Source organism: Bifidobacterium sp. ESL0798 (assembly GCF_029395415.1).
Lineage (GTDB): Bacteria > Actinomycetota > Actinomycetes > Actinomycetales > Bifidobacteriaceae > Bifidobacterium.
Genome location: NZ_CP113914.1, coordinates 1,805,419 through 1,830,311 on the forward strand (window position 1 = coordinate 1,805,419; position 24,893 = coordinate 1,830,311).

The 24,893-nt window shown below is 61.1% G+C and carries 7 protein-coding genes, 1 tRNA gene and 1 pseudogene; 1 reads left to right on the plus strand and 8 read right to left on the minus strand.

Features of this window, described 5'->3' with window-relative positions:
• Positions 1-81: 81 nt before the first annotated feature.
• From OZX74_RS09160 to OZX74_RS07530, 5 genes and pseudogenes are all read right to left on the minus strand, one after another.
• Positions 82-3,981 (minus strand): annotated as a pseudogene (locus OZX74_RS09160) (FctA domain-containing protein); the annotation flags it as partial.
• Positions 3,982-4,031: 50 nt separating this feature from the next.
• Positions 4,032-5,999 carry a hypothetical protein gene (locus OZX74_RS07515; RefSeq protein WP_277156312.1) on the minus strand — a complete coding sequence of 656 codons (1,968 nt, stop codon included), beginning with the start codon at positions 5,997-5,999 and terminating at the stop codon, positions 4,032-4,034.
• 609 nt (positions 6,000-6,608) lie between these two features.
• Positions 6,609-6,682 (minus strand) — tRNA-Gly (locus OZX74_RS07520).
• Between the two features lie 339 nt (positions 6,683-7,021).
• A complete protein-coding gene (locus tag OZX74_RS07525) occupies positions 7,022-9,277 on the minus strand; it encodes an exo-alpha-(1->6)-L-arabinopyranosidase (RefSeq protein ID WP_277156313.1) in 2,256 nt (751 codons plus the stop codon).
• A 208-nt stretch (positions 9,278-9,485) separates the two neighbouring features.
• Positions 9,486-9,908, minus strand: a complete 423-nt coding sequence (locus OZX74_RS07530) for a holo-ACP synthase (protein ID WP_277157465.1) — start codon at positions 9,906-9,908, stop codon at positions 9,486-9,488.
• 876 nt (positions 9,909-10,784) lie between these two features.
• Between OZX74_RS07530 and OZX74_RS07535 the strand changes: the two genes are divergently transcribed.
• Positions 10,785-11,273: a LytTR family DNA-binding domain-containing protein gene (locus OZX74_RS07535; protein WP_277156314.1), complete on the plus strand. Its 489-nt coding sequence runs from the start codon at positions 10,785-10,787 to the stop codon at positions 11,271-11,273.
• Positions 11,274-11,539: 266 nt separating this feature from the next.
• Here OZX74_RS07535 and OZX74_RS07540 read toward each other — a convergent pair whose 3' ends face one another.
• From OZX74_RS07540 to OZX74_RS07550, 3 genes are all read right to left on the minus strand, one after another.
• Positions 11,540-20,953, minus strand: a complete 9,414-nt coding sequence (locus OZX74_RS07540; protein ID WP_277156315.1) for a type I polyketide synthase — start codon at positions 20,951-20,953, stop codon at positions 11,540-11,542.
• Positions 20,954-21,117: 164 nt separating this feature from the next.
• On the minus strand, positions 21,118-22,725 hold the full coding sequence (locus tag OZX74_RS07545) for an acyl-CoA carboxylase subunit beta (RefSeq protein ID WP_277156316.1): 1,608 nt from the start codon (positions 22,723-22,725) through the stop codon (positions 21,118-21,120).
• Positions 22,725-24,638, minus strand: coding sequence for a biotin carboxylase N-terminal domain-containing protein (locus OZX74_RS07550; protein WP_277156317.1), 1,914 nt, complete (start codon positions 24,636-24,638; stop codon positions 22,725-22,727). The genes OZX74_RS07545 and OZX74_RS07550 overlap by 1 nt, the downstream gene beginning before the upstream one ends.
• Positions 24,639-24,893 lie beyond the last annotated feature (255 nt).

A 24,893-nucleotide genomic window follows, 5' to 3' on the forward strand; every position in this document is an offset into this window, starting at 1 on the left:
TACGCATTGGTGAACACCGCGGAATCGACAGACGAAGGAGCCGGAAGTATCGAGCTTGTTCAGGGTCTTACTACTGATGACCAAATGGCCCTGCAGGTCATCGGTGACACGATAGGTAACCGAGTACACCGTCGGATCACGAGTGATGCCCGGCACCACAGTGGAATCCTCGGAAAGCGTGAACGCATAGTCACCGGTCTTGTCCATCGACACCGCCGGCAGAACGATACGTCCGTCAGCCGCATTGGAGGCGCTCACATCAGCCTGGGCATTCGCGCCGGCAGGTGCGGACACACGGTGCAGGGTGAAGGCGAAATCGCCCGCCTTGAGCTGATACGCGTTGCCATCGCTCGACTTGACCTTCTTGACCGCGTCCACCACATCGCTCACCGGAGCAGGAGTGTACGCATTGTGCAGCGTTACCGTGGTTTCGGCAATGCCGTCGTGGGACAGCGTGACCTGTGCCACGAGCTTGTGGCTCGTCGCATCCTCCGTGACATGGACCAGCACGTTGTGAACCGTGTTGTCGTAGGCTACGCCGCCAAGCGCGCCCGGCTTCTCGGTGATCGTGTAGTTCCAGTCACCAACGCGGCTGAACCTGAGCGAATCGAACGACACCGAACCTTCAGAGTCCGTGACCTTCGAAATGGTCTTTTCCTGCGAACCGTTCGAAGGCGCACCATCAACCGGGTTGCCGGCTACGGGAGCCAGCAGCGCCGAGAACTCGCCGTCGATCAGCGGACGACCGGACATGGTCTTCTTCGCATCCAAGGAGACATCGACCGGGGCCGGTGTGTACTTGTTGTCGAAGGCAGCCGTGTTACCGACAGCCGGTGAACCGTCCAGCGAAACCGCAGCGACAGCAGTCAGAGTTCCGGCGACATCGGTCACCGTTACCGCTACATCGTAGACACGCGTGTCATAGTTGAGGGTCGGGTCCTGAGCCGAGCCCGAAGGCACAATCTCGAAGACCTTGTAGTTGAACACGCCTGGATAGGCATACTGCATGCCGCCAAACGCGACCGAACCATTGGCCTGATTCGTCATCTCGATCGCGCTACCGGACGCAGCAGCAGGCATCGGCACATCGGCCTTGGCCACGGAAGCGCCGTTAACAGCACGCGTGCCGTCCACCGCTTCCAGCTTGAACCGGAACTCGCCGGCAGCCGGAGCGCGATGCGTCGCAGGGTCGATGTTGTCCATCGACTTCGACGCCGTGATCTCGAACACGGACTTCGACGGATCGTAGACGTTGGTGAACTTGGCCGTCGAGGAACCGGACGGATCCGAAGTCACCACAGGAGCAGAGGCCACCAGCTGAGCATTGGCCTGATCATCCGTCACCGTGTACGTCAACGTGTACACCGTCGCGTCACGCGAGATGTGAACGTCGGACACAGCGTCTTCAGTCATCTGGAACTTGTAGGTACCCGCCTTGTCGAAGGTCATCGACGGGAACGTGATGCTGCCGTCAGCCGCATTGGTCGCGTGCTGGCCGGCAATCGCCGTGGAACCTGCAGGACTCGACACTTCAGACAACGAGAAGCCGAATTCGCCGGCCGCCAACGGAGCGTGGCTGTTGCCCGGAGTGGAGACCAACACCTTCGAACCGGTAGGCGTCACCGAAACAGGAGCCGCCTTGTACAGGTTCGTGAACGTTGCCGTATCGCTCGACACATCCGCGTTGTGATCGTCCTTCATCGAAGTCGTCACCGTACGGGTCATCGTCGCCATGTCGTCAGCCACCGTCACCGTCACCAGGTATGACTGGGAAGTCGACGCGTCAGGGGTCACACCAGCTTGGCTGCTGGCATGCTCGGTGACCTTATATACATAGGTACCGGGAAGATCGAACTTCGTGCCATCAACAGGCACGGTCTTGACCGAATCATCCGTCACCGTCACACTCGACGGAACCGGGCCATTGGCCCCCGCTGCGGGCGCGGAGCCCTGGGCCTCGATATCAAAGGTGTACTGCTCGCCGGAAAGCCATGCGCCGGTACGGCCATTGAGCACCTTCTGCACCTTGAACCCATTCGCCATGATCGATTGAGCCACCGGAAGCTTGCCGGTAATGCCGACATTCTCATAGGTGTCATCGTATGCTGCAGAATGCATCGCACTCACCGCAGGGAAATCAGCCAAGGCAATGGATGCGGAACGCAACGGGTCGCCCGAGGTCTGCGCCTGATCCGCATCGGCGCAAGACCGCTCCGACATCTGGGCCTCAGGTTTGTCTTTGGCTGTAACCTTCAACGGCTTCCAACCATCCGTAGAGGCAGGCTTGAACACCACCTTGTAACCGGAACCGGCCGGCACGTTGTCCATTCTGTAGCTGCCGTCCTCGGCGGTGGTGGCCGTGAGCGGCGTGGTGCCGTCGGCAAGCGACTTCACCGGGTTGCCGCTGGCGTCCACCAACGCCACCTTGACACCGGCAAGAGTCTTGTCTTCAGGCCCGCGAATGCCGTCACCGTTGTAGTCATACCAAGCGATACCGCTTACGGAACGCCGCACCACCACAGAGCGGGCGATCACCATGTTGGTGTCGTTCATCCACTCATCGGTGTACAGATCGCTTGCCTGGTTGCCGGTAGGCTTGATGTCTATATCGAAGTCGTAGCGGGCATTGCTCGGCAGGACATCGGACATGAACGCCCACGCCACCGGAGCATCATAGCCGGCGGGAATCCTCACTTCACCAGTGGTATTGTCAACAATCCCCTCATGCCAGACACTGGGATTCGCAAGAATCTCAGCACGCGAGATGGAGCTGGGCGCCCTGCTACGCAACGACGTATCCGTCGAGAAGAACACCCTCGGGTGCACACCGGCGCCCACCGAAGCGCCTGCGGAGCCCTTGATCTTGATGCCAGTGAGCTTATAGGTACCGTGGAAATCCGAAACCGGAGTGCCGCCATCGAACGGCATGATATTCACCGCATACGGATCATCCTTCTGGGAGGGTGCCATGTTGCCCAACATCATCTTGAAGCCTAGTTGCTGGGAGACATCGGCAGTCAGAGGATCTGCAAGAATCGCGATGGACGAGGCATGCATGCGCGAGACTTTGATGCTCGCATTGACCAACGTGCCCTTGGCGCCATCCGGCTTGGCCATGTCGCGCTTCGACTGGATGCCGACCGTGTTGGCATACGATTCACCGTTCTGCGCGTCAGTGTTCGGATCAGAGGCATCACCGATGGTCGACTGGTAATGGATCACGAACTTCGAGCCGTCCACCGGCACATCCGAAACGGTCCACTTGAGCGTCGTCGTGCCATCGGCATTCGAGGTGACTGCAGGCGCCAAAGCCGTGCCTCCGGTTACCGTGCCTCCTTGGGCACCGCCGTCCTGGTAGGTGCCGCCAAGCTTCGCCGAATCATAGACATAATGCAAGCCCTTGGGCAACGTATCAGTGATATAGGCTTCGGTCTTCAAACCAGACGCACCAGCCCCGCTGACGCTTCCAGTCACTGCCCAATCAACAGTGCGCTGATCCTTGTCGAGATCATAGATGGACTTGGTGCCACCACTCTCGGATTTCTGCTCCACCGTCTTGTCGGCTCTCGGCTGTTCACCGGAAACATACAAGGAATCACCATACTTGATTCCGCCGGTGTCGTTGCCCAGATAACCTTGATGGTTGTCGTAACGAGCCTTCTCATAAGAAGAGCCTGCCTCAGGAGACGAAAACTTGGGAGCCAGTGTCGAACGCAACGCCATCGGATCCATTTCATTGGCCAGCTGCTCCCACTGCGCATCAGAGGAAGTCATCGGGTCGAGATGAGTGCCGTCTTTCAGCACAGCCTTGCCCGCATCAGCCAGCTGGCTACGAGTGAACGCGTATGCCCTCTGGGTCACCTGCGCGACCGAACCAATCGGGGCGCTCGGTTTGATCTGGGCCTTGAAGGAACCGACATTATATACGGAGTAATGGCCGGCTTTGCTGGTACCAGCTGCAGAATAGCCGACGAACAGCATGGCCACGATTGTGCCATGCGACTGCGCTTCGGCCTTGGTGTCATAGAAGCTCAGATCGTTGATATCAGCGGCATACTGCTCGCTAGCATTGGTCCACGAAGAGCCGTCCTTCTTGATCGCATAGAGGATTCCGGCGCCTTTATTGCCGAATGTAGGCGTGGATTCCCAGTCGTACCAATACGCGGTGCCCTGCGGCTTGCTCGCGTCGGCGACATGCAGGTCGAGATCGTTCTTCTCGGGCACCTCAAGTACCGTCGGATCAATCTTGACAAGGTTGAGCTCGCCCACCGGCAAATCGCGTATACCGGTGTTGAAATTGGAACCCGAGAAAATTCTCGCCGTGGTTCCCGCCATGGCGGCATCCGTGCCATGTTCCCAATCTGACGCTTCCCAAGTGCCGCAATCAGTACCGTCTTCCTTTGCGGTATTGCTTGAAGGGCATGAGTAATAGAAATAATTGGAGAACTGTCCCGCCGGTTCCAGCAAGGTGGAAGTGGACCACGAATCATCATCGCCCGCAGCCTGGTTGGAAACATCGTTTTCGTCGGCAGGCTGAGGGGGAGCTTGTCGCCATGAGTCACCGAATTAGCCGAGAGACCTCCGTCCGAAATCTTGCTTTGCAGGCTCATCGCCGCGCCACCGTAGAGGTCGACCACATTCTTCTGGCCATTGGACGAGCTGGAATCCGGGACCGACGACGGGAAGAACACAAAGAGATAGCCGGTCGAAATCTCACCGACCTGCTGCGTCACGCAGCCTTCCGACATCAGCACATTGCTGCAGGCATCGACGTTATGGGCGTCGCCATAATAGGGGAACGTACCGTTGATGTCCTGACCGCTCAACGTGAACTGGAAAACGGTCTTATCGGACTGACGATCCTGGGCGATGTTGTAGTCGCCGTTCTGATACACGCTGTCGGAGGCGTCTCCACGTGCCGACCTGGCGTAATGATAGTTGTCCAGTCGCGGATACCATCCTTGGCTTCTTGTATCACGCCCGGAATCGTGGAACGGGTTGCCTTGAGTGACCGGCCCATAGTCCCAGTAATAAGGTTGCAGATCCGCTCGAGCCGGCTCCGGCCCGGACGCCCCGTTCTTTTTCCATTGCGAGGAAGCCGAGATACTGAAAGTGACATCGCCCTGGGGCTTTTCCAAACCACGCAGCCCCTTGCTCTGGTCGTGCCAACGCATATCAACCGCCCAATTGACCATTGCCATCATGCCTGTGCGTTTGCCCAAGCCATAGTTGAGGAAGCCGGAATCAGCTTTGTTGAAATCAAACGACATTTCCGGAGAAATCTCATTCTGCACGCCGGTAATACGCAGGTTCATATTGAGCTTGGCGGAGACAGTCACCGCAGTGGGAGTGTTGCTCATCGAACGGTGCTGCGCATCGTTCGGTGCAGCCCATGCCGTCACCTTCGGCTGGATGACATCACCCTGCACAGCCGCCTTCACATTGACGCCCAAAGTAATTCCGGCAGCGCCCGGAACCGTGGTTGGGGAAGTCGAGGTCGGGGTCATCAAGCGATAAACCGTCAGTACCTGCGTCGGCACGCCGTCGATGGACTCGGTCGTGGACTGCGGTTGATAGCCGGGGGTCTGGTCTACCCAATTCATCGCGTCGAGATCGAATGAGGCCTTGTCGGCGGAAATTGGCAGTTCGAAACGGAAACCGACACGGGCGCTCTTGTAATAAGCCATCGGATTGTCAGAACTGACCGCGAAATCATAGTTATACGTAACCTTATCGAACGAACGTACAATCCGATTGCTGGACGAACTGTCATCGCCAGGATTGTTGTCACTATCGAAGGGAGCCGTACCTGTCACAATGCCGGAATCGTCGTTGAGCTTCAGCTGCGTGACGCTGGCCGCGTCACTATCCAGCATATCGTTGATTTGAGGTTCCTGTCTGCCGCCACCACGCGTCGACGGATTCTGCTGACCTGCAGACGAATCCTGCTGCTCCGGTGTCAGAGAGGCTTGACTGGCTAAGGAAGACGCAGCAGACAAATCAGCTTGTTTCAATGGCAGCACAGACGAATTCGACGAGGAAGATATAAGGAAGCCTGGGCGGAAGTAGTCGAACGAGCTGCAATCAATCGGAACCTAGACGATGACGACGGCGACGAAGCCGTCTGCTGCCTTCCATCATTCGGTCGAGCAACAGAAACTTGCGACATACTCTGCGAAGACTCGCCTGTGGAATCCACACTGGCGCTCGGCGTCACACTTCTCGACATCTCCTGCTGTGTGGAAGGCGATGTAGTGCCATCCATCGCATTGGCACTGATAGGCAGCAACATTCCGCATGCAACTACAACAGCCGTTACCGCTTTTACAATCTTCTTCATATCGCCGTTCCCAACCCCATCAATGAATCGCACATCCAAATAATGCGTAAAATCGTTTTATACAAATGCAATACGATAGATACATTATGCGATAAAGTCAAATCATTTGTAATGTATCGAAATGTATATTAACCTGAAAAGTCAGCACAAAATCAAACTGACACAACTTGCCGTTCGCAGCCAAAGAGCGTTTGACCATGCGCAACATTCAATATTCATATAATTCGCGCGGCCAACAAATTCCGGAAAAGTGAAAAAGTTTACAAAATGGAGCGGATGACGGGAATCGAACCCGCGTAATCAGTTTGGAAGACTGAGGCTCTACCATTGAGCTACATCCGCGTGCCGTTGACACGAGACCCGGAGTCTCGCAAAACAACGACTTTCAGTATACACGAGGCATGGAATTGGCGACACGTCCATCGACTTGTGCGATCGATGAAGCGACAATATTCCTCAATCACAGCCAGACAGCACCAAACGATGAATTCGATGCCAATTGATGTTCCGTGCTGCGCCAATGCCGAGGTCTGATTCCAGAAATGTCGGAATCAAGCCTTTCTTCTTTTTCGATAAGCGAAAAAGAAAGCACGGAAGCGCTGATGATGTACCAACGCTTCCGTGCTGCACGTTCGTCCAGACTACCCAACGATCAACGATGGCCGGGCAGATTGAATGTTGTCACTTGCTGACCTTGGCATATTCCGCCAGGAGATTCTTGGTAAGCTCCTCGGCCACATCGGCACCGAGCAGCATCGACATGCCGCCGACCGGTGAGCTGTCGAGGAACATCACGATCAGCTGGCTGTCGGGGATGATGGCGTGGCCGAACTGCTGGCTGAGCTTCTCCACGACACGATCGACAATGGGGCCTCCGACCGGGTCTTCCTTCCATTCCTTGAACGTGGACCACTCGGTGAGCTGGGCGGTCTTGCCATCATCGTCAAGGTCGACGGACACGGTGTCGGCGATGTCGCGCGAGGAGGTGGCGACCTCGATCCCGTATTCGCCCTCCTCGACCTTCCAGTCGCTGAAACGCTCGGACCAGTAGGCGAACGCGCGCGAATCCAAATCCACACTGACCTCGGCGGACTCGCCGGGCTTCAGATAGACCTTCTTGAAGCCCTTGAGTTCGTGGACCGGGCGTGCGACGGACTCGGCGGGCGGGACGACGTAGAACTGCACGACCTCGGCACCGGCCATCGAGCCCGTGTTCTTCACCGTGGCGGTGACGCGAGCGGACTGCGGGCCGGTCTTCTCCGCCGTGGCGTGCGAGACCTCGAACGTGGTGTAGCTCAGGCCGTAGCCGAACGGATAGGCGACCGGCTTGTGGAAGGTGTCGTAGTAACGGTAGCCGACGAAAACGCCTTCGCCGTAGTCGACATGGCCTTCCTCGCCCGGCCAGTTCATCATGGTCGGATCGTCGTCCAGATCGTTGATGATGGTCTGGGCGAGCTTGCCGGACGGGTTCGCGTCGCCGAAGACGATGTCGGCGGTGGCGGCGCCACCGGCCTGGCCCAGCAGCCATGCCTCGAGAATGGACTTGGCATCATCGGCCCACGGCATGGAGACCGAGGATCCGTTGGAAAGGATGACCACGACGTTCTTGTTCGCCGCGGCAACGGCCTTCAGCAGCTCGACCTGCTTGGCAGGAATATCGAGCGAGGTGCGGTCGAAGCCCTCGGATTCGTAGGAGGCGGGAAGCCCGAGGAAGAGCAGCACGGTGTCGGCACCCTTGGCAGCATTGACGGCCTCATCGGTCAACGCCGGGTCCTGCTCATCGTCATCGAGCGTGAAGCCGGGCGCGAAGGCCGCGTCGACGCCGCGATCCTTCAATGCGTCGAGGAAACTGGTGAGCTTGTTCGGGTTGATCAGCGACGAACCGGCACCCTGATAACGCGGGGTGCGGGCGAACTCGCCGACCACCGCCAGCTTGGTGCCGGGGGCTACCGGCAGCAGGCCATCCTCGTTCTTCAACAGGACCATGACCTCGCGGGCGGCGCGACGGGCGACATCATCATGCGCGTCGACATCGTAGCGATAGCCGGCCTTGCCCTTCTCCATAGCGGGACGGGTCTTCGAGACCAGATCGATCATGCCTTGGGCCATGGCCTCGAGCTGCTCGGGCTTGATCTCACCGTCGCGCACCGCATGCACGATCTGCTCGTCGGTGCCGGTCGGCGGCATCTCGAGGTTCAGACCGGCGTTGAGTGCGGCCACACGGTCGTGGTCGGCGCCCCAATCGGACATCACAATGCCTTTGAAGCCCCACTCCCCGCGCAGCAAATCGGTCAAGAGCCAGTGGTTCTCGGAGGAATAGACGTTGTTGATCTTGTTGTAGGAGCACATCACCGTCCACGGCTGGGCGGTTTTGATGATGTGCTCGAACGCCGGCAGGTAAATCTCTCGCAGCGTGCGGTCCGACATGTTCGCGCTCACACGCAGGCGGTCGGTCTCCTGGTTGTTGGCCGCGAAGTGCTTGAGCGACGTGCCGATACCCTTGGACTGGATGCCTTCGACCTCGCCTACGGCCTCGTGGCCTGCCAGGTACGGGTCTTCGCTCCAGAACTCGAAGCAACGGCCGCCCAAAGGGTTGCGCTTGATATTGATGCCGGGTCCAAGGATGACGGCGACCTGCTCCTGAATGCACTCCTCGCCCATGGCTTCTCCGGTTTCGCGCACCAGGTCCGGGTTCCAGCTCGACGACATGCCCGCTGCAGGCGGGAAGCAGGTCGCGGGGACGGCCTTGTCGACATCCATGCCCTCGAGGTTCTGCGCCTTGCGCAGTCCGTGAGGACCGTCGGTGATCGTGTAGTTGGGCAGTCCCTTCTCGGGCACCGAACCGATGCTCCACGGGTTGGTGCCACTGGTCAGCGCCGCCTGCTCTTCTACGCTCAAGTCCCCGGCACTCGTTACCGGTGTTGTCTGATTGGTCATTGCGCAACCTTTCTTTATCGTCGCTTGTCTCATCACTGAGGCAAGGACCACGCCTATGTTCTTTCAGTTATCGCCGATCGGCCATTCCTGAGTTTCAGGACAACCGCTGAGTTACCGACCGGTAGGTAGCTATATAGTAGCATAACCTATCACCTTTGATAACATACAAATCACCGAAAACTGAACAGCGAAACGATGCCCGGCCACATCACCCGACCAACAGAACCACTGCGGATGCAATCGGCCCATCGTGGCTTAAGGACACATGCCAACGCAACGAATCCCCCATCCCCAACGACTCCTGCAACTGCGCGTCGCACGCGGGAGCCAAGACGACATGCGGCCGCGAACGCGAATCATCGAGAATCTCGATCAATCCCCACGGAAAATCGTCAAGCGTGTATGGATTCGGCCGGCCACCCAGAGCCTCGCACCAGGCCTTGAGCACGGCTTCCTTGCCTGCCCAGCGAACGGCCAGATGCGCGGCCTCGCCATCGTGTTTGACCTTGGCGCGTAAGGCGGACTGCCTTAGCTCGCGCGCGGAGAACAGCCGCCTGCCTTGCGATCCCGGCTGGTCCAACTGCTCGGCGAACGCCGCAATATCGACAACATCGTGCCCCATCCCGAGCACCAGAGAGCCGTGCGGCTCCGCTTCAGCGCTTTCCCTAACGTCAATCACAGTTTCATGCTACCTTCCCAGCATGAACTCGCGAGCGATCGGGCGAAAACCCGACGGCGACAAGGAAATGGCAGATAGCATATGCAATACCGTCCGCCGATTTCCCCTGCTATCGTCGGATGCAGTTACTCCGGTTCCAATCGCCATTGCAAAAGCAGCAACAAGGCCGATTACCGCCTTGTTCCAAGATTTCATTTTCCTTTTTATAAGGTCTCAAGGCAACCTTGATTTACAGGTACCGGCTTAAAAAAGCCGGTATCCGCAAATCTCCCCATATAGATTTCCCCTTCGGGATGAACTGTAACATAATCGGAGTAAATATATTAGACGGCGTTTCTTGATTTATCGATAATAAATGACAAATTAAATACATTTATACAAAAATAGGGAATCAATGAAACTCGGGACAACGAATTCCGATAAATTATTCGTCAAGCCCGTCAAACTTTTGCGCTGGACATCAAATTACCCATTTGCGCTACGTTCTATATGACAAACTGGATTGGAATAGAAAAGCGCATAAACGAACTGGCAAATCAGCGATTTCCCACAATCGAATATCCTGGCTCCATATTTGCGGCAACAGAGCAAGAACCGGCTGCTATCCGATTTGACCATACCCGCCCTGAGGGCAAATCAAGCCATCCGGGGTTAAACGATATTAGAGGAAAGGACTGAATTCGAAATAAACGAAGGATGTACATTAATTCAAGCATATTATGTATTATTGTATGAAACTGCTTATAAGGTGATCGGCCTCGATAATATGCCCACTTTCATAAACAATTCGATTCTCGTGATAGAAGTGGAAAGGACCAGGTGAAACATATGAGCATTACGTTCCGCGAGAATCCCGAATTGCCGAAAGGCGATGTCAATATCATTGTCGAGGCGAGCGAGGCAACCGAGGAAACCGTCAAACTGATGCAGGCGATCAAGGCACTGCAACGACGCAACATGAACACCATCGCCATCGAAGCCAACGGCGGCTTCGAAATCATAGCGGCCTCATCCATCGTCGCAGTAGAGATCGATGGGGAAATGCTCAACATCTATGCCCTTGCCGGCAAAGAGAACGCCGGGAGAAAAACCCCTCCGATCACCACGTTCACCACCCGTGACACACTCACTCATTTCCTGACGCGGCTGCCTTCGGACTTCGTTCGAATATCGCGACAGGCGCTTATCAACGTACGGCACCTACGCTCACTGAAACTCAGCTATTCGGGGAACATGAGCGCAAGCCTTGACGGCGGCAAGGAAGAAACAGTCGGACGGCGCTATGTGCCAAACCTGCGCAAAATGATCGGAGCGTAACCGGAACCGCACAGCCGTGCCGGCAGTGTCAATATCAGGCTGAGGATTTCGCTGTATTCGCCGGCGAGTACCGAGGAAATGCACTTCGGGCGGGCCGGCTGCTGCTGCAGCACGGGAGCCGGAGTCAGGTTAGCTACGCCCATCCATACGATTGAAAAATAAACCCGATGGCCAGACAGCAAGAAGCCCACCGTTGGATTGCTTACCAGCGGCGGGCCATTGCTTCATCCATCACTCAAAGGCGATGACGAAACCTCTCTTGTCGGTTACGCGAAATAGCCGTCGGCACCGAGACGGGCGTCGGGGTTCAGAAGCATCGCCTTCTCGATCTCATGGGAATCGTAGGTCTTGGAATCCTGATGGAAACGACGGTTGTCGATTTCCTCGTAGAGCGGGGCCTGCCCCATCATGCCGAGCAGACGGCGACGCTCGCCACGGGCCAGACGCTCGTTGGCGCGCTTGCGCCACTTCTCTAGCGCATCCTCGCCGTACTCATTGGCGACCGCGGCCTCGAAGGCACCGGGGTGCACCAAGGCGACGAAGCCGGAGACGTGTCCGAAGCCGAGCGAGGTGGCCAGGCCGGCCTTGATGGAGCCGATCTTCAAGGGCTTGCGCAGCCAGACCATGTGGTCGTCCTTGCGCATCTTCGGATCAACGCAATCGAGCGCAACGTTCGCCGGGATGACGCCGGAGCGGAAGAGCTGGGTCAGCCCGTCGATCTGGAAGATCGCGGCACCGCCCATCGCGTGCCCGGTCAGCGTCTTCTGCGAGATGGCGAAGAGCGGGTTGCCGTCGGCGCGGCCGATGGCGTGCGCCACGGAGTTGTGCAGCTCGGACTCGTTGGAGTCGTTGGCGTTGGTGGAGGTGTCGTGCTTGGAGACCACCGCGATGTCGTCGGGGGTGACGCCGAGCTTGGCGAGCTGGCGAACCAGCTGGGAGTCCTTGCCACCTTGGGCCGCGGCGAGGGCGCCAAGGCCCGGAGCCGGGATCGAGGTGTGCGCACCGTCGGCGAAGCTGTGGACGTAGCCGACCACGGCCGCCACCGGCAGACCCATCTTCAAGGCGATGTCACCACGGGTGACGAGCATCGTGCCGCCGCCTTCGCTCTCGACGAAGCCGTCACGACGACGGTCGTTCGCCCGCGAGAAGAAGCGGTCGGAGATGCCCTTGCCGTACATCACATTGGCGTCGGCGGTCGCACCCATGCTGCCGAAGCCAATCACCGAGTCCACGCCGATGTCGTCGATGGCGCCGGTGACCACGAAGTCCGCCTTGCCAAGGGCGATTTTGTCGACGCCCTCCTCCAGCGAGACCGCGGCGGTGGCGCAGGCCGAAACCGGCTGGATCATGTTGCCATAACCGCCGATGTAGGACTGCATGACGTGCGCGGCGACGACGTTCGGCAGGGCCTCCTGCAGGATGTCGGTCGGAATCTCATGGCCGAGGAAGCGGTCGAGATAGAGCTTGCGCATGCTGGCCATGCCACCGAAACCGGTGCCTTGCGTGCTGGCGACCATCGAAGGATGAATCGTCTGCAAGACCTCTGAGGGGGTGAAGCCTGCGGAAAGGTAGGCGTCGACCGTGGTGACGATGTTCCAGAGCGCGATCTGGTCGACCTCGCCTACCATGGAGGCAGGAATGCCCCAACGCACCGGGTCGAAGCCCTTCGGGAACTGGCCGCCGACGGTACGGGTCATCGCGAAACGCTTGGGCACGCGGATCATCGAACCGGGCTTGCGGGTGACGCTGAACTCGCCGGACTCCTCGTCACGGGCGATCGAGGTGTGCTCGGCGTCCATGATGACGTATTGTTGAGCGGCTTCCTCGTCGGGCACGGAGAAGGTGACCTCGTGGTCGAGGTAGATCTCCACCTCGCCGCTGGCCGTATCGTCCTTGTAGTCGCCGCCCATGCCGTTGTCGAACGGGCGCAGGCCGGAACGGGCCACGACCTCGTCGTGGTAACGCTCGGCGATGTCCGCCTCGGGCACAAGATTGCCGTCGGTGTCGTACCAACCGGCCTTCGGGCTGTCCTGCCAGGTCAGCAGACCCATGTTCCAAGCCAGTTCGAGCACCGCACCGGCAGACAGATCAACGCTGCCGTCGTGGTGGATTCCCAGCTCGGCCTCACTACGGGTACGGCCGGAGCCCCAGGGGCCCAGCTCGCCGATGGAGACGATGACGATCTGGTCTTCCGGCTTGGCGGTGACATTGCGCCAATCGGCGAGGTTCACCTTGGCCTGACGAGGAGGATCCGGGGTGGGCAGCGCCTTGATCAGCGTCGCCTTGCCATCGTTCTTTCTCGCTTCGGTATCGTCATCGGCGCTGGCCGTAGCGGAATTGGCCTGGTCGGCCTCGGCCTCGGCACGCAACGCCGTGATGTTGATGGGCTCATTGCCCAAGCCTCCGGTCAAGTCGGCGTGCAGCGGAGCCTCGACGGCCTTCGCACGCGCATCCGCGTCGGCGAGGTCAAGCAGCGAGGCTGCGACCTCGGCGGTGGAATAGGTGTGGATGCCGTGGCGTTCGACCACATCGACCAGCGGGTCGTTGCCGCCCATCAGGCCGGTACCGCGTACCCAGCCGATCAGCGGGTGGGCAAAGGTGACACGACCGGACCAATCCTTCTCGGCATGGGCGCGGGTGACGATGGCGTCGAACGAGGACTTGACCTCGCCGTACGCGCCGTCGCCGCCGAAGACGCCGCGGTTCGGCGAACCTGGCAACACGACGTGGAGCTTGTGCTGCACATCGGTGTCGCCACCGATGGCCGCGAAGCCGGTGATCGCGCGCTCGACGCCCCAGAGCATCAGGCGGGCCTGCGACTCGAAGAGCTGACCGGAATCGGCCATCGTGCCGTGGACCGGAGGTGCGGCGAATGGGAAGAAGAGGCTCGGCTCGTAGGCCGGCTTCAAGATCGTGGTGGTGGCGCCGGTGGTCTTCTTGGAGACGCCGCCGACCCAATGCACGAGCGCATCGACGTCACGATAGCTCGAGAGATTGGCCGGAACCAGCCAGAGCTTGGCGTCGCCCACCGCGTGTTCGCGGTAGATCTGCTCGGCCCATGCCTTCACCGACTGCTTGAAGCTGTGGGACGTGGCGATAACCGTCGCTCCCCCGGCCAGCAGGCCTTCGACGACCTGGCCGGCGATGGAGTTGGCGGCCACACCGGTGACCACGGCGATATCGCCCGCGAAGCGGGAGGCCTTCGGGTCGTTCTTGGCGCTGGAGCTGGCCTCGACCGCAATGCGGTTGAAGGTGGAGGCGAGAATGGTGTCGCCATCGCTCTCGGCCTTGGAAGCGAACCACTGAGCCTGTGCGGCGACCTCGGGGCCGGCGCCGATGAAGCTCAGCGACGAGACCTTCTGGTCGTGGTTGTAGTAGAGACGTGCGAGATCTTCACGCGCGGTGGCCCAACGGTCATCGAGCAGCAGGGCCTTGCGCTCGTCGAAGCGCGGGGCGACCTGCTCGGGCCAGTCGCTGCCCAGCTCGGCCTCGACGGCTTCGACCACAGCGGCGTCATCATCCTCATCGGCATCGGGCACCGGAGCCTTGACATCGAGTTCATCGAGCACGAAGCGCGCGGTCTTGGCGAGCACGCCATCGGCACCGGTGACCTTCTCCGCAAACGCATCGAGGGCCGCGGAATCGACCACGGAGCCACCGGCTCCACCGGCGCTCGGCAGGGCGACGGTCACATTGTGATCGGCGGCCACCTTCTGCACCGCGGCATCGATCAGGGCGTTGGCCGCAGTTGCGTTGGACGCCTGCTCGCAGGTCAGGCTGGCCAGATCGCCGCCACGCGACGAGGAGCCCTCACGGGTCTCGAGCACCAATGTGGCAAGCACCGCGTAGGCCCAACCCTGGCCGAGCTGCCAGGTGTCGGTGACGCGCTTCTCGACCTGCGCCAGCTTCACGCCAGCGGCGCCGAAGAGGCTCTTGATGCGATCGCGCACGATGTCGGAGAGCACCGGGCCGAAGGGCTTGTAGTGCGGGGCGACCTTGTTGACCAGAGCGAAGAGATCGGTGATCGAAGCCTCGGCGGCACCGTCCACGCTCGCCACGCCCAGCTCGGAGCTGATGTCCATTAAGAGCTGGTTACGACGCGAGGAGACACCGTTGGTCAGGGTGTCGGTGGTGTCGGTTTCGCCGATCTGGTCGGGACGCACCTTGGCCGCGTAGGCCAAAAGCATGCCGATGCCGTCGGAGGCGGCGAAGGGCAGGTCCGCGGGACGCTCGCCGGAACCAGCGGCCGGAGCCGGAGCAGCGGCAACTGGTGCGGATGCAACAGCAGCGGAAGCGACGGTAGCCGGAGACGACTCAGGTGCTGGCTGGGCTGCGGCGGGAGCAGCAGTTTCAGCAGACAAATCAGCATCGTCATTATCTTCTTCAGGGACAAGGCTGTCAGAATCCGTCATATACACGCGCTGCTCGTCGCGGCCGAGATTGTAGACCGAGACCTCGGCGCCCGAGAAGTCGGGCAGACGCAGGGTCTTGGTAGCAAGATTGGCCAGGGTCGGCTGGTTGCCGAGACCGACTTCGACGTAGTTCTCCACGCCGAGGCCGCCCTGGGCCGGGTCGCCGAACATGATCGCCTGCGTCTCGATCCAGCGCACCGGGGAGGCGAACTGCCAAGCCAGCAGCTCGGTGAAGAGCAGGCGGCCGAGCTTCTGCTCGTCGGCGGCGTAGGAGTCCCACACCTTCGGGTCGTCAAGCGCTTCCTGAATACGGGTGGACGGCACCACGTCGACGATCTTCTTAGCGAATTCCTTCGTCATCTCAAACGGCGTCGCCACGAGGTTCGGGATGTAACGGCCGACCAGGCGCGAGTAGTCGATATGCGCCGGCAGCAGGGTGTCGAGCTTGTTGCGGAAGTCAGGCACACCCTTGCGCAGCAGCATGGAGTGGAACGGCACGTCGATGCCGGGCACGTACATGAGCGCGGGCTTGCCACCGTATTCCTTGACACGACGCAGTGAATCGGCCTTCAGGGCCTCGAGGCCCTTGAGCGTTCCGGCGATGACATACTGCTGGCCTGCGAGGTTGTAGTTGACAATCTGCAGGAACTCGCCGCTCGCCTCGCTCACCGACTTCACGTAATCGTCAACGCCGTCGTCGCCCACGCCGAACTGGTTCGGGCGCAGAGCGGCCATGCGGTAGTTGGAACGACCGTGCTCGTCACGATCGATGAGATTGTTCATCGCCGAACCGCGCTGGAAGACCAGCTCAAGCACCGTCTCGAAGGGGATGATGCCGGCGAAGGAGCTCAGCGCGTTGTACTCGCCCAGCGAATGGCCGGCGAAGTAAGCGGGCCAGACATCGCTGCCGGCCTCGCGCAGACGTGAGGTCTGGGCGTAGGCGACGGTGGCGAGCGCCACCTGGGTGAACTGCGTGAGGTTGAGCAGGCCGTCCGGGTGGTAGTAGGTCACGCCGTTGGCGGTCAGCGTCTTCGGGTTGTCACGCACGATGGCCAGGATCGAGAAGCCGAGCTTTTCGCGGGTGAGCTTGTCGGCCCGCTCCCAGGTCTCGCGCGCGGCGGCCGACTTGGCGCGCTCGTCCAAGACCATGCCCTGCTGCTGGATGCCCTGGCCCGGATAGACGTAGGCGGAGCGGCGGGCGCGGACGGCGGCGGTGCCACGGGAGACGATGTTGCCGTCGATGCGGCAGGTGACCTCAAGGGTCATGCCGCCGTGACGCAGCTTGCCGATGCGCTCGACCGAGATCTCGACCTTGTCGCCGAGCTGCACCATGCCGTACATGTTGTAGGTCCAACCGGCGATCTCGTAGTGCGCGCCCTTGTCGTCGCGCGCCTGCACGACGTGCTGGGCGGCGGCGGAAAGCCACATGCCGTGCACCAGCGGGGCCTTGAGGCCCGAGACGGCGGCGCCGCGATGCGAGGTGTGGATCGGGTTGAAGTCGCCGGAGGTGCGCGCGAAGGCGGTCATCTCGCTCGGCGCGGTCAGCGTGACGCGACGCAGCATGCGACGCGGGGTGGCCACGACCTGATCCAGGCCGCCGTCACTGTGCTCGTCGAAGGGCGTGCCTTCGCCGGTGTGGCGCTTGCGGTAGGTCAGATAGTCGCCGTAATCGGGTACGTCAGCCGGCAGTTCCTCGGAGTAGGAGCGTCCACGCACGGCGAAACGCTCGACCTCATGGGCCAGGACGGTGCCGTCGATGGCGGTATGGGTGACGTGGATGGTGACGATGCGCCCGGAGGCGGACTCGGCGTAGGCGTCGGCCCAGCTGGTCAGGTCGACTTTCTCGCCAACGTGGCCCAGCAGCTCGTCCTCGGTGACCTCAAGCTCCATCTGATGGTCGAGGTGGACCGCGTTCAGCAGGCCTTCGATAACCGGATAGCCGTGGACATAGACCGAGCCGAGCGCCGTGTAGATTGCGGGCCAGGCCGGGCCGACCAGAGCGTCGGGCGCAATGCGCGAGGCGTTCAAGGAGCCGGGCATGTTGCCGGCCGTGGCGGCCTCATGGTCGTAGCCCAAGTTGGCGGAGAAGGTGTAGCTGGAGTGCGCCCGCCCATAGGGGAAGGCCTTCTTGTCGCTCATCTCCTCGATTTCGGGCATCGCCGTGAGCTTGTCGCCGGTGATGGCGGTGTTGCCGATGCCGGCGGTGTCGGCGAGCATGGCGTAGACGTGCTTGGGCAGACGCTCACGGTCGACCACCGGGAAGAGACCGGATTCGGTGGGCTTGACATTGAGCGGGATGACGATGTCGCGCACGGCGTGCTTGGAGGTGCCGCCGTCGGGATCGTTGTCCCAGAAGGTGTCCAGATGGATGTCGAGGTCGTAGAGCTGGGTGCCGTCCTCGTCGCCCACCGGACGAATCTCATAGTATTTGTCGCCCATCGGCGTGCCGAAGGCGGGGTTGGCCATCAGATGGCCGACCCAGGAGATGTTCGGGGACTTGCGGATGAACTCCTCGGCGTCGCTTGCGGCGCTGAGCTCCGCGAAGGCCTGCTGGGGCTCGGCCCCACCGCTGATTTCACGGGTGCGCTCGAGCGCGGCGGCCTCGAAGCGGCCGAGGATGGAGCCGACGGGCTCGTCGACGGTGGTGATGCCGGCCACGGAAATCGGGCCAGGGATGGCACGCACGGAATCGGCGGAATAGCGCGGATCCTCGGACTGCCAAAGCTGGTCCTGACCCCACCAGCGCAGTAGGTCGTTGTCGATCTGCGGCACGAAGGGCATCGGCTTGTGGTACTCGTGGATCAGGGTCGGGAACCATGCCACGTCACTCGGGGTCACGGTGACCTCGGCGGCGCGCGGATAGGCGGCCTTCAACTTGTCGATGGCGGCCTGCGGATCGTCTTCGACATCAGCGCGGGAGTTGAACAGCGAGGCGAACTCGCCGCTCTCCTGATCGCAGGCACGAGCCTCGGCGCGCTGCAGCAGGTGCAGGAAGCGGTCGGCGTAGGTCGGGTCGGCCCACGGATAGGAAAGGTCGGCGAAACGCTGGGCCCATTCGACGTAGGTCATCTTGTCGAGGTCGCCGAAGTACGGGCGCGAGGTCTTGTTCAAAGCCTCGATGATCTCGTCACGGCGGCTTTCCAGCTCCTCCGGGTGCTTCATCACGCGCACCAGAAGACGGCCGCAACGGGCCGAGGCATTCTCAAGCTCGTAGATGTCGGCGTGCAGGTGGCTCAGGCCGCTGGCGACGCCGCCCTTCGCCACCTGTCCGGCGGCGACCCAGTTCTCGCCCAAAGGCGCGAAGGGATCGGAGTCATCGGGCTTCGGCGAGATGCCGGGCGTGGCGACGAGCATGCGCTTGACGTCAGGATTGGTGTGAGCTTCCTTGGCAGTCATCGCGGCGGTGCCGATCAGCACGCCGTCGACCGGCATATCAGGCTTGCCATAGGCGCGCGACCAGGTGCCGGAGATGTAGTCTGCGGCGCGGTCGGGGGTGCCGATGCCGCCGCCGGCGACCAACACGAGGTTGGAGCAGGCACGCACGTCGGCGTAGGTGTCCATCAAGAGCACATCGAGGGATTCCCAGGAATGGTGGCCGCCGGCGGCCCCGCCTTCGACCTCCATAATGATGGATACCGGGGCGACGGCCTTGGCGATACGCACGACCTGACGGATCTGGTCGACGGTGCCGGGCTTGAAGGCGACATACGGGAAGCCCTGTTCACGCAGGTTGGCCACCAGCTGCTTGGCCTCGTCGAGCTCCGGGATGCCGGCGGAGATGATCACGCCGTCGATCGGGGTGCCGGAGGCACGCTTCTTGGCGACGATGCCGGCGGGGCCGAACTGCAGGTTCCACAGGTAACGGTCCATGAACATCGCGTTGAACTCGATGGTGCGGCCCTCTTCGAGCTGACGACCAAGCGAGGCGACGTTGCGGTCGAAGACGGAGGCGGTGACCTGGCCACCGCCGGCCATCTCGCTCCAGTAGCCGGCGTTCGCGGCAGCAGCGACGATGTCGGCGTTGACGGTGGTCGGGGTCATGCCGGCCAGCAGCACCGGCGGCTTGCCGGTCAGATCGCTGAACTTGGTACGAATCTTGTCGCCCGCGGGAGTGGAAATGACACGCGGGGCGAACTTGCGCCAATCCTGCGTACGAACCGGATCGTCTTCCCTGGTGGAAAGCGCGGCACGGGCCTCTTCGCTGTCGGCCTCGACCACGCCGACGCCGGTGCCCTGCACCAAGGCGCCCACGAGCTTGCCGACGGTGTTGCCCGGGCCCATGTCCACGATCCACAACTTGGTGGGATCGGTGCTCTTCAAGAGCGCGTCGGTGCGCGCGGCCCAATCGACGTGGTTGATCAGCACCTCACTGGCCAGCGTACGGGCGCGATCGGCGTCCAGGCCGCAGGCCTTGGCCCAGTTGACGGTGGATTCGACGGCCTCGGCCATCAGCGGGGAATGGAAGGGAACGGTGACCTCGAGGTATTCGCAGATCGGGTCGAAGACCTCGCCGCCACGCACCTTGTCGGCGCGCAGCTTGGCCTGGCGGGCATGCTCTTTGCCGACCTCGACGACGAAGGCCGCAAGATCCTCAGGATGACCGGAAAGCACGTAATTGTCGGTCGCGTTGGTCACCGCGAACGCAATCGGCCCGCGCGGCTTGACCACCCGCGAAACCAGCACCTCGATCTGACGCTTGGTCGCGCCACGCACCGAAAGCATCGGGGTGGCCTCGCCGAAGCGGGTGGAGACGGGAAGCAGACGGGACTGGCGGGTGCCGGCTGCGCCGATCAGGCGTGCGATGGCGAGGATCTCGTCAATGGCGTCACCGGCCGCGTCAACGGACCCGGCTTCCTTGATGGCATCGACCATATGCTCGGCGATGATGCCCTGCGAATGGCCGAGAGCCGCCAACGGCTTGGCCTGGGCCACGCTGTAGCCCAGTCCCTCGGCGTCGATCAGCGCACCCAGCTGTGCCAAGGCGATACCGGGCACGCTGGCTGCGGCGTCGGCCGCGGGACCGAGCTTGGCGGGGTTCGCCTTGAAACCGAAGAGATCGACCATGCCGCCCATGGTGGCGAGCAGGTCCGGGGTGACCGCCGAAAGCAGGCGGGACGATGCATCGGCGTGCGCCTTGAGCTTCTCGGCGAGCGTCGGGTCGGTGCACTCATCGGCCAGGGAGGAGACCCAAGGCGTGGATTGACCGCCGAAGATGAGCGCGTGCGGCTCAGAGCTCAGACGATTCAAGAAGAAGGTGTTTTCAGTCATTATCTTCCTTATATATTGATGTTGTTATTCGTATTACCGCTATAAAAAACGTATGTGACAAATCTGGATGGTGACGTTGGGCGAACGCCGGGAACCGGCAGGGCCGTCGATCTCGCTTATGCGTCTATCGGCAGGATTCCCGCGCTCGCCCAGTGACGGTCAGGCTACATCGGCTGGTTGCCGTGATGCTTGGCGGTGCGGCGCGTGCGCTTCTTGCCACGCAGCAACCGCAGGGACTCGGCGATGGCCTCTCGTGTCTGCTCGGGGTCGATCATCGCGTCGATCTGGCCGGTCTCCAACGAAAGGTTGGCGTTCAGGGTCTCGCTCTCGTACTCGTCGATGTACTGCTTTCGCAGCGCCTCGACGTCCTGACCGCGCTCGGCGGCCTTGTGCAGGTCCTTGCGGTGGATGATGTTGACCGCACCCGCGGCGCCCAGCACCGCGATCTGGCTGGATGGCCAGGCGTAGTTGACATCCGCCCCGATCGCCTTGGAACCCATGACGATGTAGGCACCGCCGAAGGCCTTGCGCAGCACGACCGAGACCATCGGCACCTGGGCGTTGGCGTAGGCGTAGATGACCTTGGCGCCACGGCGGATGATGCCCGCGTGCTCCTGATCGCTGCCGGGCTTGTAGCCTGGGGTATCCACCAACGTGACCACCGGCAGGTTGAAGGCGTCGCACAGACGGACGAAACGGGCGATCTTCTCGCTGGAATTGACATCGAGGATGCCGGCCTGCTCGTTGGGCTGGTTGGCGACAACACCGACCGGATGGCCTTCGATGCAGGCGAAACCGACCACCGCGCACTTGGCATAGAGCTCCTGCACCTGAACGAATTCGCCGTAGTCGACGATGCAGCGGATGACCTCGCAGATGTCGTAAGGCTGACGGTCGTTGTCCGGGACTATGGCACTCAGACGTTCGGCCGTGGCACGGTCCGAACGGGTGGCCGCGTAAGCATACACCGGCGGTTTGTCCTCGGAACTTGAAGGCAGGTAAGCGAGCACCGTACGCGCGTAATCGATGGCATCGGCCTCGTCCTCGCCCAAATAGTGCGCGACACCGGAGACGGCGTTGTGCACCTTGCCGCCGCCGAGATCCTCCATGGAAATCGTCTCGCCGGTCACCGACTTGACCACGTCTGGGCCGGTGACGAACATGTTGGAATTCTGACGGGTCATGATGATGAAGTCGGTCAGGGCCGGGCAATAGACAGCGCCGCCCGCGCAGGGGCCGAGAATCAGGGAAAGCTGCGGGATGTAGCCGCTTGCCTCGCAGGTCTTGCGGAAGATGTGGCCGTACTGGGTCAGCGATTCGACACCTTCCTGGATACGTGCGCCGCCGGAATCGATCAGCGCGACGACCGGAATCTTCAAATCAAGCGCCATATCCATCAAGTGGCAGATCTTCTCGCCCTCGGCATGGCCAAGCGTGCCGCCGCGCACGGAGAAGTCCTGCGCGTAGACGGCGACCTTGCGGCCGTAGACATCGCCGAAGCCGGTGATGACGGCCGAGCCGGCGACGCCCTTGTTGATGTCGCCGCCCGAGAATCGGCCGATCTCCTGGAACGTACCGGTGTCGAAGAGCAGGTCGAGGCGCTCGCGGGCGGTGAACTTGCCTTTGGCGCTCTGGCGCTCGTGGGCGTGGTTCTCGGCGTCACGCGCCAGCTCGGCGGCGCGGGCGACGGCGGCGCGAATCGGCTGTTGCTCGATCGGCTTGTCGCTTTGAATGGCCTTTTCGACGGCCGATGTGGTCATGATGTCGGTCATCAGTTCTTCGCCTCCTCGCTCGAGGCTTTCTCATCGGTGGAGGCATCGTCAGACTTTTCAGCCTTGTCGCTTGCACCGGATTTCTCACGGTCGGCGGCTGCCGTCACGTCGAGCTTCATCAGCGTGGTGCCGGCGTCGACGGAATCGGACGGACCGACGAAGATCTTGTGCACGGTGCCGTTGACGGGCGCGTAGACGTAGTTCTCCATCTTCATGCTTTCGAGCACGGCCAGCAGATCGCCTTTGTTGACCTCTTGGCCTTCGGCGACGTTGACGCGGGTGACAATGGCCTGCATCGGAGAATCGATGACGCCGGACTTGCCGTCGTTGACCTTCGCGCGTTCTTCGACGGCACCTGATGAGGAGCCACGCAGCGGCTGGGTCGGGCGACGCGAGCCGCGTGCACGTGCCGAGCCGGTGAGATTGTCGACGATATCGCGCGGAACGGTGAGCTTGACGCGCTTGTTGTCGACCTCGATGACGAAGGAATCGGTCTCCTGCTTCTTGGGCTGCTCCTGCGAGCCGCTCATCGAAGCGGGCTGACCGGTACTTGCCGTATTGGGCTTGTGGTTGAGGTACTTGCGCTCAAGCCATTTGGTGGTGACCGTGAACCCGTGGTCTTCGGCGGTGAACTCCGGATCGTTGAAGATCGTTTCGAACAGCGACTTCGGCGTGGGCACGCCTTCCAGCCTGAACTCCTTCAAAGCGCGGCGCACGCGGGCGACGGCCGTGGGGCGGTCCTGGGCGGTGACGACGAGCTTGCCCATCATCGAATCGAACTTCGGGGAGACCACGTCGCCGACCTTCACGCCGGAATCGATGCGGATGCCGGGGCCGCTGGGCCAGTCAAGGCGGGTCAATGTGCCGCCGGAAGGAGTCAGGTTCTTGTCCGGATCCTCGCTGGTGATACGCAGCTCGAAGGCATGGCCGTGACTTTGCGGGGCGCGGGTGAGCTCGCCGCCGTTGGCGATGTTGATCTGCTCGCGCACCAGGTCAAGGCCGCTGACCTGCTCGGAGACGGTGTGCTCGACCTGCAGGCGCGGGTTGACCTCGAGGAAGTAGACCTTGTGCTGCGGGGTGACCATGAACTCGCAGGTGCCCAGGCCCACGTAGTCGACGGCGCTGAAGAGACTGCGGGAGTAACGTTCGAGCTGTTCCTGCTCGTCGTCGGTGAGGAAGGGGGCAGGTGCCTCCTCGATGAGCTTCTGGTTGCGGCGCTGCACGGAGCAGTCACGCGTGGAGTAGACGGTGAAGTTGCCGTGGGAATCGCGGCCGGACTGCGTCTCGACGTGGCGTGCCTTGTCGATGAACAGCTCGACGAAGTATTCATTGAGATCGCCGCCCTCGAGCGCGTCGTGGTTCATATAGAAGCTGCGCAGCTCGTCGTCGTTGTGCACGAGGGTGATGCCCTTGCCGCCACCGCCGTCGGTGCGCTTCATCATCACCGGATAGCCGTTGATCTGCGCGAAGGTCAGCAGCTCGCGCATGTTGCTCACCGGCTCGGAAAGGCCGGGCACCGGAGGAACGTGGGCACGCTTGGCCACGCGTCGGGCGGTGATCTTGTCGCCGAGATCGGTCAGGGCCGTCGGGCTCGGGCCGATCCATGTGGCACCCGCCTTGATGACTTTGTCGGCGAACGAGGCGATTTCGGAAAGATAGCCGTAGCCCGGGTGGACGGCGTCGGCGCCGGAACGGTGCAGTACGTCGATAATCAGATCCTCGTCCATATAGGAACGATAGGAATCCCCATGCAGCAGATAGGCTTCGTCGGCCATCTCTACATATTGTGCATCTCTGTCCTGCTCAGCGTAGATCGCTACGGTCGGTATCCCCATCTCATGAGCCGTTCGAATGACCCGCAAGGCGATTTCACCGCGGTTTGCTACCAGCAGTTTATTGACATTATTGACCATAGATTCCAACCTATCGCCTATCCCCCACCAGAAACACCTCACGAATCGACAAAATCGCCCGAGCGCTTTTGTAGGTTTGCACAAACTCAAGAAGACATGAAAATAATCCGAATATATTATAGAAAACTGCCCAAAAAGACATAAATACATCAATGCGATGTCTGATTCCTGATTATCATTCATCTCACAGTGAAACTCACTCGCCATCATAAAAAGACCGAAAGCCGGGTATTAAAGACAAAAGAAAGCACATAG